This is a genomic window from Dyadobacter sp. SRI_021 (assembly GCF_057586235.1).
This window is the reverse complement of the sequence record NZ_JBYCZM010000026.1, coordinates 1-12,235: the sequence shown is the minus strand read 5'-3', so window position 1 is coordinate 12,235 and position 12,235 is coordinate 1. Positions and strand designations below refer to the sequence as shown.

The window sequence follows — 12,235 nt, the reverse complement described above, 5'->3', positions numbered from 1 at the left end:
ATGAATGCACAATGCAAGAGTATGCCAAGCTGGAACAAACCTTTTCTCCGAAGGCCCTGGACGAAATATCAACTTGGATTTTAGAGGTTAACCGATAAAAAGTGGCACGATTTCCGCGTTCACGCGCAGCTTCTTAATTGCTGGCGCCAAAAATTTGTCCATCACGCCGACGAACGCCTTAATGATGTTGAGCCGGCGTTTAAGATATGCGTCGAAAATCTCGCGCATGCTCAATATGCATAGCCGAGCGTTTGTGTGTTTTAACCGCATAATTTCTTCCCGTATAGGCAAAGCTATGCCTGTAAATTGGTGTAAATAGATGTAATGTAGTAAGAAAGACTGGATAGCTGACAACCAAGTAGCTGTTAGGATCAACTAGGTTTGTAGGCTCCTATATACCCAAAGTTGGTCGGTTGTTGGTAAAATCCATCATCTTACCTTTGTGGTCTGCCAATTTTCGTTCCATGTAAGCGATTTCATTCGCAGTTCTCTTAGTCTTCAAGCAAGAGGATATCTAAGTCAGGGCGGGTTATAGATAATTTTGAATTGGGCTTTGAAGATTAAGCCTTCTATGTGAAATTTTTAACACTAGAATTGCTTGTATTTCAGTACCTGGGGGATGCCATAAGTTATCAAAACATTTTGACGAGTATTATCGGTTACCCATTGCTTGAATTTCACGAACGTTCCGGAAGCATCATATATGTATTCCTCGAAGAAATATGCGTTGCCAGAGCCTCCGTCCCAATCCCAGAGCAGCTCTTGTCTTTCCAGCTTTCCTCGATTGTTTATAATGTATTTTCGATCTCTCAACGAATTAGTTGCAATAGTTTTGCCGTCGATATATTCGAAGTCGAACGAGTATGGATCTGGCGCAAAATACCCGGGATCGAACTGGCCGCTTTCTTTGACATGGAAATAATCATCTCCATGGTCAAAATCATCTGAAACTAATTGGCCGATCCTTGAAGGAGTAATAAATTCTTGAAATCCAGGACGGGAAATATTCCCTGTTTGTTTTATTAATCGCCCTTGGTTATCATAAATATTCTCTTCATGAAATTTTGTGCCGGAAACTTTGCGGCTTACTACTCTACCCGAGGCGTCGTATTTGTACTCCCAGTTCTGCACAAGTGAGCCTCTTTTTTGAGTTAACGGGTTGCCGTATTTATCATAAGTTGATTCAAATATAGTTTCTTTTGGGTTCCAAGATTTTAAAAGCCTTCCTTTTGTATTGAACGTGCGAAATACTTCGTAAACAATTTGTTTGTTTTTTGTTTTGGTATTTAAGTAGTACCGGAGCTCGTGTGTGATTCGATTCGAATAGCCGTCATATTCGTATTCCTGATAAATTTCACGATCTGGGTCCAGGCTTTTCCCGTCAGGTACACTGTAACTAGACGGTATAACCAAATCTTTAAAAACTTGGACAGAGTTAGTAAGCCTCAGGCGATTGTCGTATTTTAGTTTTACCGTACTTGGATATTCTCCCCAGCTTCCGGGAAAACCCTCACCATAGCCCGCGTCGATTTTTGCGAAGACCGGGAGGCCGTCTTTATCAAACTCCGTGACCTCGTATTTAGAACCAATCCCACCTGTCCAAATTCCGTACTCTCCATAGACTGAGATATTTTCGGCGTAAACAAGTATTTGACTGTTTTTTTGCTCAACAATGGAGTTGATTTCATTCTCTTCGGGCTCGACGATGTTTTCTTTATGTTTGCAACTATTGAGGCCGTAAAAGATAAAAATGATGATGGTCACAGTTTTAGAAATCTTCATAGCGTAGAATTTAGGTTTGGTACAGTAGACACCCCTTGGGCGGAAAAAGCAGCATCTTGACCGCGATTTAATTAGAATGGAGATATAGTGGAATGTTCTTGCCGGATTTTAGTGAAATTCTCATCGATATTGGCAAATGTGAATTGATCTTCGTCAAATCTTCAATCTCAATGCACGATGTTGAGTCACTATATTTTGCTTTGGGCAATCAAAAATTCATATATCTTAGAATAGGTTTTGTTCCATAGGTTCCAAGAGTTTTCTGGGTTTCCCTATCTATAACAGTCTGTTTTCGCTCTATGTAAGTGCCGAATTCGTCGTAAATATACTCATCAATAAAGTAAGCATTGTTTGTTCCCGGATCCCAATTTGTTAAAGATTCAATTCTTTCTATCTTACCCTGTTTATTGAGAACGACTTTGTCCCCATTTATTGAATTTGTGCCATGCATCTTTCCGTTTATGTATTGAAAGTCATATGAATAAATAATTGGAGGAAATCCAGGAGCGGTTGTGCTAGCCTGAAATACTTCGTTTCCTTGATCGAAATCATTGGAAACTAACTGACCAATTTCTGTCGGGAAGGCGGATTTTGCGAACCCGGGAATAAACAAATTCCCAGTTTGCTTGACTAGCCGCCCGTGTGCGTCATAAATATTCTCTTCTTTGAAGCTGGATCCCGTAACCTTTCGGCCGATAATTCTGCCGCTAGTATCGTAATTGTAGTCCCAACTTTGTGTTGCATTACCTCTTTTCTGATAAATTGGATTGTTATATTGATCAAATTTTGCTTCGTATTGGATACCGCTTTCGTTCCATGACTTAACCAGCTGTCCAGTTGAGTTAAACAATCTGTTTATCTCAAAGGCTGTTAGCATTTTTCCCGAGCTAACGTCCAAATGATACCGAATTTGACGTGTAACACGATTGGATTCTCCATCGTATTCAAACTCCTGAATAATGTTCCGACCAGGATTTAGTGTCACGCCATCTGGAACTGAATAGTCGGTCGCTAAAACTAAGTCTTGAAATACTTGTTCGGACCTGGTAATTCTCAGTTGCTGATCATAACTTAACTTGAGAATACTTTTATACTTACCCCAATGTCCGGGGAACCCGGTGCCATATTCGGCGTCGATTTTGGCGAGGGCGGGGAGACCATTTTCATCAAACTCAGTTACTTCATATTTTGAGTCCCTTCCACCAGTATAACTGCCGTATTCGCCGTAGACATACAATCCTTCACCATAAACAAGTATTCGACTGTTTTTCTGATGAGCAATGGAGTCTGTGATCTCATTTTCTGCGGGCTCGATGGTGTTTTCCAGACGTTTACAACTTGTCAGGCTGCCGATGATAAAAATGATGATGGCCGCAGTGGACGAAGTCTTCATAGTATAGAATTTTAGATTGTGCGAAATCAGACACGAATCGTTCTGAAAAGGCTGCATTTTATCGTGTATTTTTTGAGATGTAGCGTAATGTGGTCGATTCAATCGTATTGAATGAAATGTTTAATGTCATTTTTTAATTTGCTTGATTATCTGGAGATTCGGGAGCGAAAGGTTCAGAAGCCCTTTAGTTGAATTTGTAAGTGTTCGGGTTGACTCTGTACGGATGTATTCCCACTATTTCCACCTGATTCGCAGTTTGCAACCAAGAAATCACTCAGGGAACTGAATATATCTGGGGCATTTTAAGATGATGTTTGAAAGGCACATCGGCAAAAAGCCGAAGCAGTATAGTAGTGAAGTGAAGAGTGGTTCCGAAAAGGATGAAAGCAGGTATACGTTTTGATTTGTTAGAGAAAATTCATCTCTTGCCACAACAAAAACAGTGTATTCAAATGCTTATTAAAACCATGGTGATGGCCGCATTGCAGGCCAGTTCGTTTTGTGCCCAGGTGCAGGCTGGTAATCAGTCATTTCCCCGGCACACCTTGGCAAAGGCAGTCCCGGATTCGATTGACTTGACTAAAATCCCTTACAGCGAAAAGGAACTGACCGCATTTCCCATTTTTGACCCGCCGACCGACATCGTCCCTCTGAATAAGCCCCTTATACGCGATTTTGACAGGCTATTTTTTCCCACGAAACAGGGAATGACTCCTTTGGAAGGGAGAGTCTACAAGGCATTTATGACGAGTGTGACAGGTAAAGAATGGTCGTTGCCGTTCTTTGAAAAGAGTTATCGCGACCTGATTATAGCGGCGGGCGGCGCGCTGATTTATCAGGGAAAAGTGGCGGCGGCAGAGCTGGAACGTATTAAGGATGAGGCCACGTATTTTGGCGAAGAGGGCTCGATAGACTACACCGATACGGTGGTGAAAGTTTACGCAATCCGTAGAAAAGAAGGTGATCATATCTTTGTGCAGTTTTCGGGATACAGTGCAGGCGGGTCTATCCAGATTTTGCAATTGCCTAAAAAGGAGAAATGAGCTTAAGCATGCGAAAGTCCCTGGCTATCCATCCGGCCGGGGACTTAACACAGATCTAAATATCAAAAATCATGAGAGCCATCATCCCTGGATTAAAGTGGTAGTCGAGCAACAGATTGCCGGCCTTGAAAATGGGGCAGATGTGTATCTGACGAAGCCGCCCCGTCGCACTTTATGACGGACAACCGGAAAAAGGATTAGGACACTATCCCAGAGCGCTCAAACAGCGCTGCCAGCTTCCTCAGATCATCCAGCAAATGGTTCGACTTTTGTACCGTAGGGTGCACAGAGTAACTTACTAAAATTAACTAAAATCCTGCAAATCAATGGTTTGCAGGATTTTGTTTTTAGACGCATATGGCAAATTTGTTCAGAAATGCTCAAAATTCAGGTGCGTCTTTCGGTGAGTCTTTACGAGACCAGCATCAGTAACCCGGATTCTGAACCAAAACAGGCGCGTTCCGGTCAATTTCACTCTGGGGAATCGGCCAGAATTCGTATTTGTCCTCGTACTTCGATTTGATGGTCGGTGCAAGCGGGTTTTGAACAAAGCCGTTCAATTTTTTAGTAGCGATGCCCCAACGTCTCAGATCGAAATAGCGCTGGCCTTCGAGTGCAAATTCCACGCGTCGTTCGTGCCAGATTTTGTCCCTCGTTTCGGCCTGCGAAAGCCCGGCGGCCAATGCCGGCATTCCCGCTCTTTTCCTGACCTGATTTACGGCGGCTATCGCGTTCGCAGGGCCTTTTGCTTCGTTTTCGGCTTCCGCATACATCAGCAGGATATCCGCATAGCGCAGCAATACAAAGTCGCCCTCGTCAATTGCGCCATAATCCGGGTTCACCAGGCTTGGGTCGAGCCATTTCTTCACAGCGTAAAAACCATTTATCCAGCTGTCCTTGCCGGGTGTCGCCACCGACAAGTCTCCGGTGAAAGGCCATCCCTGCGCTTTGGTGTCGCCCGGGAAAAAGAACGTCAGCCGCATTCGCGGGTCCCTTTTTTCAAATGGCTTGGTGGGATCGTAAACGGCTGAGCTACCGATATCTTTCCCGTCGATGGCTTCATATTCGTTAATCAGGTCCTGCGTCCCGAGTTCGCCTTTCCAGCGTTGCAGGGATACAGCCAGCGCAACATCCTGATGCAGCAGGTTAGGCTGTAAATATTTGACGGAGAACATGATCTCCGTACTGCTGTTCTGCGCAGGTTTGAAGAAATTACCTTCGTAATTGGTCAATAAGCTGTACTTGCTGCCGTCGATCACCTGCTTCGCAAGTGCAGCCGCTTCCGCATATTTTTTCTGAAATAACAATACCCTCACCAAATAGCCTTGGGCAGTACTTTTTACGGCATGCCCGTCCTTGTAAGCATTGTCGGGCAAAGACGCGATTGCCTTCGCAAGGTCGTCTTCGACTAATTTCAGCACTTCGGCTTTTTCCGATTTAGCCCTTGAAGATTTGAAGTCTACCGAGAACGGATCTTCCGTGGTGATGACCACATTCCCGTAAAGTTGCGCCAGCCAGAAATAATTGAATGCGCGCAGAAAATAGGCTTCTCCCTGATACCGGTTCAGTTTATCCCCTGTCAAAACTTTGCCTACATTGGCCAGGAATGAATTGATTGCTGCAATCGCCTTGTAGTTATTGATATAATAGGCACTTACAAAATCCCCGGATTGCGGCGTGATTCCCGACGAAAGCGCGCTCGTGCCCCCGCCATAGTTATATTGGCCATAGGAGTCGTCGCTGAAATTGTCCCACGCGAACACCTGGTATTGCGATGTGGCATAACCACCGCTGGACGCGTATAAAAAGCTGTAAAGGCCCGTCAAAGCAAGATCCGCATCCGCTTCCGACTTCCAGAAAATGTTGGTCGAAAGTTTGTCGGGTGGGGCCACGTCCAGGTCGTCGGAACAGGAGGCGGCCGAAAGAATGAGCGTTATGAGTGCCAGAACTTTATATTGTAAATTTTTCATATGTCAATGTTAAAAGGGCTGTTAGAATTGCACATTGATACCAAACGTGTAGGTCCTGTTTTGCGGGTAAGCAAGGTAATTTCCACTGTTCACCCTTTCCGGGTCCAGGCCGGGAAACTTGCTGACCGTCAAAACATTTTCCCCCGAAACGAATACCCTCACAGACTTCATCTTAACCTTGTCGATTACGCTTTTAGGAATAGTATAACCCAGCTGGATGTTTTTCAGACGCGCAAATGAGGCGTTTTTGAGGAAGTAAGTCGAATTGTAGTTCTGTACAGGCGCATATCCATCGGCCACGTATATTTTCGGCATGGTATTGGAAGGATTCGTAGGCGTCCACCGGTTTCTCCAGTCCACGGTTGGCACCGAGCCTTGTCTGAATGGCTCGATACCCCATCCATTGACATATATTTTCTGTCCCATGGAGCTGAAAATCTGGGTTGCCAAGTCGAACCCTTTCCAGTTGGCCGAAAAGTTTACGCCCAGTTGCATCGCAGGATATCTGCCTTTCTGGTAGGTACGGTCCTTTTCGCTGATCACCCCGTCGCCATTCACGTCCTTGATTTTGAGGTCGCCGGGTGTGGGTGTGACCGGCTGCTTGGGAGAAGCGTCAATTTCGGCCTGGTTCTGGAAAATCCCGTCCCAGATATAAACATAAAACTCGTCCAGCGGATGCCCTTCTTCACGGATCGAATTGGGAACGGTATTGATCTCCGTCTTCCCGAATTTTTCCAGTTTATTCTTGTACGCCTGCGCATTCAGGCCCACAGTGTAGGAAAAGCCCCGCTCGGTGCGGCCCGAATAGGCGATATTCAATTCAATACCCTTGTTGCGCACCGCGCCGTTGTTGATCGTAGGCGCATTCAAACCCAGCCACAACGGTACCTGCGATCCGCGCAGAATGTCGAAAGTATATTTGTTGAACACATCGGCCGAGAAAGTGATTTTGTTGCTGAAAGCGGTAATGTCTACCCCGGCATTCACCGACCGCGTCGTTTCCCAGGTTAGGTTAGGGTCCACAATGGATTGCGCGGCAAAACCCGTCGACGTCGATCCTCCGAATGCATAGTTAGCGTTGCTCAGCGTAGACTGGTAGGGATAAGTACCGATATTCTGGTTACCCAGCTGACCGTATGAAGCACGCAATTTCATGTCGTTGAGCCAGTTCGTATTTTGCAGAAAAGTTTCCTTCGAAATACGCCATCCGGCCGAGAAGGAATAGAATAATCCCCAGCGCGTATCCGACGGCAGGCGCGACGTACCATCGTAGCGGACACTTCCACCCAGCAGGTACTTGTCTTTCAAACTGTAATTGGCAGTTGCATAAAGCGAGTGAATAGCCCATTGCTCGGAAGTCCCGCCATTGGTTTGTCCGTCCGCTGGGCCCGCATCCAGTTCAGTCAAAAGATTGGTCGGGAATTGCCTTCTGGACGCCGCTATTTTGCTGGTCTGGTTTTTTTCCTGCTGGTAACCGCCCAAAATGGAAATGGCATTGTCGCCAAATGTTTTGTGGTAATTGAGTTGCGAATAGAAAACACTATATACCAAATCATTACGCTGCACATTCAAGCCGGGGGTACCGACATCGAGCAAACCTGCCGAGCTCATGTCATTGAAATAATACATGGGTACTACCGGCCTGAAAATGCTCCATTTCGTGTTCTGGTAATTAAAGCCGGCTTTGTTCTCCCATCTGAGGCCATCCAGCACATCCACATCCAAAGACATATTTCCCTGCGCATAGTAATCTTTGGTATACTGCATGGATTTCTCAGCTACCGTCGCAATCGTGTTTTTGTTTCCCTGTTCGTTAGGGAAAGCTCTTTTTATCCATTTGCCGTCTGCCGTTTTTGGCGGATAAAGCGGCGATTGCGCCATGGTCGACAAAAACATATCCGTGCTGCCATTGCTCGGTGCCGCCTGGTCGCCATACCGGAATTGCAAGTTGGTACCCAGGGTCACGCGCTTGTGCACTTTGGAAGAAAGGCCCAGGTTCATCGTGTATTTTTTGTAGTCGAAGCCGATCATGACGCCGGGCTGGTCGGTTATCCCGAGGCCGACATTAAAAGTAGTCCCGTCCTTGCTTCCACCCGACATATTCAGAAAGTGGTTTTTCACATAAGCCGGATTGAAAAGATCGTCGAGCCAATTGTGGTTGGGATATTTGACCCGGTCGGTAGCATTCCGGTACAGATCGATCTGGGCCTGGGTGTAGAGCGGCTGTAAATTGGAATTGGTCCGGGCCTCGTTGGAAAGCTCCATAAATTCGGCCGAGTTGGTGATCGTTTTCGGGATTTGGGTGGGATTGGAAATACCGATGTTAAAACCGTATCCGAATGCAAAACCACCGCCGTTGCCATTTTTAGTTTTAACCACAATAACACCATTTGCCCCTCTCGCCCCATAAATCGCAGCCGAAGCGGCATCCTTCAACACCGTGATCGACTCGATATTGTTCGGGTTGAGAATGCTGAGGTCACCCGGCAAACCATCCACAATCACCAACGGGTCGTTCCCCGCACCACTGAATGTCCCCGTACCCCTCACCCGTAGCTGAATGCCCTCATTCCCCGGCTCTCCCGAGCCTTGTATCACCTGCAAGCCGGGGAGCTGGCCTTGCAGCAAACTCACCGGGTTAGTAGCCACCCGTTTGGTAATAGTCTCGCCCGAAACCGTCGCCACCGCGCTGATAAGGTTTCGCTTGCTTTGGGAGTTGTAACCTACGACCACTACCTCTTCCAGCGCTTTGTTGTCCAACACCAGATCGACGTTGATCACCGGGGCATCGCCCACCTTCACTTCCTGCGTCACGTGTCCCACGAAAGAAAACACCAGAATAGCCCCATTATCAGGCACATCCAGCGAATACGCCCCATTAGCGTCGGTCGAGGTCCCGCGGGTCGTTCCTTTAATGGCAATGTTCACGCCAGGCAAAGGTTCGCTTTTGCCCGCCGTAACGACTCCCTTGATATTCTTGTCCAAAACATTTTGCACGGCGGCAAGCGTACTGCCGTAGTCCAGCGAAAGCGCACCGGACGGCTCACGCCCCGCCGGTTTGAGAATAATCCTGTTCCTGACGATCTTGTAGGAAATATTGTCGGGGCTGAATATCTGGTCCAGCACTTCCGACATGTTTTTGTTGTGGGCGGATAGCGAAATTTTTCGTTCCACCGGAAGTAACTCTTTACTATATACGAACTTGACATTCTCCGCGGCAGCCAGTTCCGCGAGGATAGACCGGATCGTCTTTTGCTGGGCTTCAATGGAAACTTTTCTCAGCAGGAGCTCCTGGGCGTGCGTTTCGCCCCCGTACGAGTAGGTGCAGGCGATGATCGCGAGAAGTATTTGTAATGATGACACTTTCATGATAGTCCGCCAGGGCTCTATGATTTCTAGTCCTTTTTTCATTTTTTTACAATATTAGATCACAGGATGATTTAAATGTTCCCAGTATTTCATTTGTCCAGAATGAAACAACCGAGATTTTTCGAGGGATGGGAATTGGGACCGAAATGCTTCCGGCATCTTCGGTCCTTTTTGCTACGTAGCGTTTATATGCATATATGGGTGTTGTTAAAAGGTAAAAAAATTACTGAATCGCTTTACATCCGGGCCCGGTTAGAAAGATCTGGTCCTCCCTCACTTCGTAACTGGCGTCGATAGCGGCGCATAGTACATCCAGCAGCGCGAAAAGATCGCCCAGATTCGATGCGTCGGCGGTAATGGTGCAGTTGGCCAGATTTTTGTTTTCTAGAAGAATGGCTAACCCATATGCCTTTTCCAGCTGCGGAATGATCTCTGAAACAGGCTTATCCGTATAAATAAAAGCATTCCTGATGTCGATCGTACTTTCGCGCCCGCTCACAGGTAACGGCTCTTCAACCAGGCCGGTTACCATTTCCCCGGTTTCAAATGAGAACGTTACTTTCTTGTTGGGTGTAAGGGTAACCTCTTTGCTTACCCCAGATGCCCCGGCATCCGACGCATTTTCCTTCACCTTCACCTTTCCACGCAAAACGGCTACTTCGACATTTCCCTTGGGACCCGTTCTAATCGTAAAGCTGGTTCCCAGCACTTTGGTAATGATATGATCTGAATAAACGCTGAAAGGCCGGCCGGGATCATGGGTTACATCAAAATATCCGTCCCCTTTTAAAAACACATTTCGCTCCTTCGCCGTGAACACCTGCGGGTAAAACAGAATGGCTCCCGGGTACAACGACACCGCGGTGCCATCAGGAAGTTTGACCAGTTTGAGCTTTCCGGTCGTATTCTCTTTCTTCACCAGGTCGCTGATCATCGCATTGGGAACCTTCGCGATGATTGAATTTCGCCCGGCGATACCACCTTTATAAAAAACAAAACCCACGATCAGGAAAGCAGCCGTCGCAGCAAATTTGAAATATGCAGACTGCCACCATCTTCTGCCGGTCAGCGGCTCGACGGTTTCCGGCAACTCATGCATATTCTGCCGGATAGCCCCCCAGATATCCGCTTTCAGTTTCTGATCTTCCTGCGGTACGTCCGCTCCGGCATGATTGATCGAATCATACCAGAAATCCATCACCTGCTTTTTGATCGGATTGATCGTGTTGTGCTGATAGCGGTGAATCAGCCGATAAAACCCTTTCCAACTTTTGCGCATGTCTGTCTGTGATCGTTAAAAACACAATTGCCTTTATGTGTAAGTAGACCGGACGTTGCCCATGCCACAAATAAGTTTATTAATTATTAGAAAGTTTATATTAGATAAGCCCTAAAAATAGTAAACTTATTAGAATATTTATAGAAATTCTACGAACACCTACTTGGAAAGGTGTTGAGCGAGAAGCAAAGCTAAACAAAGCGTATAGTCCTGTAACTGAATGCGGAGCGTTTTAAGGCCCTGGCTAAGATGGTGCTCGACGGATCTTGTCGATATTTTCAGGATTCTGGCTACCTCGGCATTCGGTTTATGCTGCATTTTGCTCAGTTCGAACACGGCCCGGGTTTTGGGAGGAAGCTGGTCGATGCAGGCTATGAGGGATTGATTGAGATCATTGTAGGCGAGCTCTTCCTCCGTATCCCAATCCGCCTCCGACATATTGATGAATACAAACTGATCGTAGTTTCTGCGGACGATTTCTTTTTTGAAATAATCCAGCACCTTGAATTTGACGGCCCCCAGCAGGTAATGTTCCAGTTCGAGAATGTCTACCGTTCCACGCCTGGCCCAAAGGTCCAGAAAGATGTCCTGCACGATTTCCTTCGCTTCGTCAGACTCCCGGACCTTGTTTTCCGCAGCCCTGTAAAGCCTGTGCCAGTACCGGTCATAAATCTGCTCAAATGCGTCCTCATCACCCAATTTCAGGCCCTCAATTAATGCTGCGTCACCGGTGTAAGTATTAGGCATGTCGATCGCAATTTTGCACATGAACATAGGCGATCCGCGGTAAGGGCAGACCGTATATGTTCATCATAAACTTCGAAGACATGTTTTTCTACTCGATCAAGCCCCGCCTTAAACAGGTGGCCGACTTGAATTTCTTAGCATATCACCTCGCAACAGATAGGATTGTGTTGTCGAGCTCAGTTTGCAACCTCTCGATTCCATTATTCATAGGTTACCTTTCCTTGTTACGAATTCCTAAGACATAAAAAAGTAGCTTAAATGACCCCGAATTGTTAGTTACAGCGGTCACCCGATCAAATTCAAGCAAATTCGCCGAGCTTGTAAACAAATAACCCAATCTGGTAGAAGCGTCTTCCAGCTCAGCTCCATTGAGAATTGAAACAGTATTGAACCTAGCCCTAACTGTATCAAGGCCGGCTTCAATTTTTTCATCGAGCTGGCCCCTTTTGCGTAGGTCAGTTATCAGTTGAGTTAAGCGAGTCACTTTAATCGATATATCGCTCAGATGTCTTACTTTCAAAGACAAATAATCCGTATTAAGAATGGTTTTTTCGAATGAAAACGAAGGTTATCTTTTTGGGGAAAAGTACGGAGAAATTATATGGGGCGAGGATAGGGACGCTGTCAGGGTGGATACTGCAATGGTATATAG

The 12,235-nt window shown here is 46.3% G+C and carries 7 protein-coding genes; 1 reads left to right on the top strand and 6 read right to left on the bottom strand.

The window, feature by feature from the left end; genetic code table 11:
* Positions 1-588 precede the first annotated feature (588 nt).
* Together AC2YIT_RS31885 and AC2YIT_RS31880 are read right to left on the bottom strand one after the other, a co-directional pair.
* Positions 589-1,782, bottom strand: a complete 1,194-nt coding sequence (locus AC2YIT_RS31885) for a hypothetical protein (protein WP_487281893.1) — start codon at positions 1,780-1,782, stop codon at positions 589-591.
* A gap of 208 nt (positions 1,783-1,990) precedes the next feature.
* Positions 1,991-3,175 (bottom strand): hypothetical protein, encoded by a 1,185-nt coding sequence (locus AC2YIT_RS31880; protein WP_487281892.1) that lies wholly within the window; start codon positions 3,173-3,175, stop codon positions 1,991-1,993.
* A 452-nt stretch (positions 3,176-3,627) separates the two neighbouring features.
* Between AC2YIT_RS31880 and AC2YIT_RS31875 the strand changes: the two genes are divergently transcribed.
* Complete coding sequence (locus AC2YIT_RS31875; protein ID WP_487281891.1) at positions 3,628-4,218, top strand: hypothetical protein; 591 nt, start codon at positions 3,628-3,630, stop codon at positions 4,216-4,218.
* A 425-nt stretch (positions 4,219-4,643) separates the two neighbouring features.
* On the opposite strand, the gene AC2YIT_RS31870 is transcribed toward AC2YIT_RS31875, so the two are convergent.
* From AC2YIT_RS31870 to AC2YIT_RS31855, 4 genes are all read right to left on the bottom strand, one after another.
* The gene (locus tag AC2YIT_RS31870; RefSeq protein WP_454525430.1) at positions 4,644-6,188 is read right to left on the bottom strand and encodes a RagB/SusD family nutrient uptake outer membrane protein; all 1,545 of its coding nucleotides are present in this window, start codon (positions 6,186-6,188) and stop codon (positions 4,644-4,646) included.
* A 21-nt stretch (positions 6,189-6,209) separates the two neighbouring features.
* Complete coding sequence (locus AC2YIT_RS31865) at positions 6,210-9,599, bottom strand: TonB-dependent receptor (protein ID WP_487281890.1); 3,390 nt, start codon at positions 9,597-9,599, stop codon at positions 6,210-6,212.
* Between the two features lie 181 nt (positions 9,600-9,780).
* Complete coding sequence (locus AC2YIT_RS31860; protein ID WP_487281889.1) at positions 9,781-10,836, bottom strand: FecR family protein; 1,056 nt, start codon at positions 10,834-10,836, stop codon at positions 9,781-9,783.
* A gap of 159 nt (positions 10,837-10,995) precedes the next feature.
* Positions 10,996-11,583: an RNA polymerase sigma factor gene (locus tag AC2YIT_RS31855; RefSeq protein ID WP_223410793.1), complete on the bottom strand. Its 588-nt coding sequence runs from the start codon at positions 11,581-11,583 to the stop codon at positions 10,996-10,998.
* Positions 11,584-12,235: the final 652 nt, after the last annotated feature.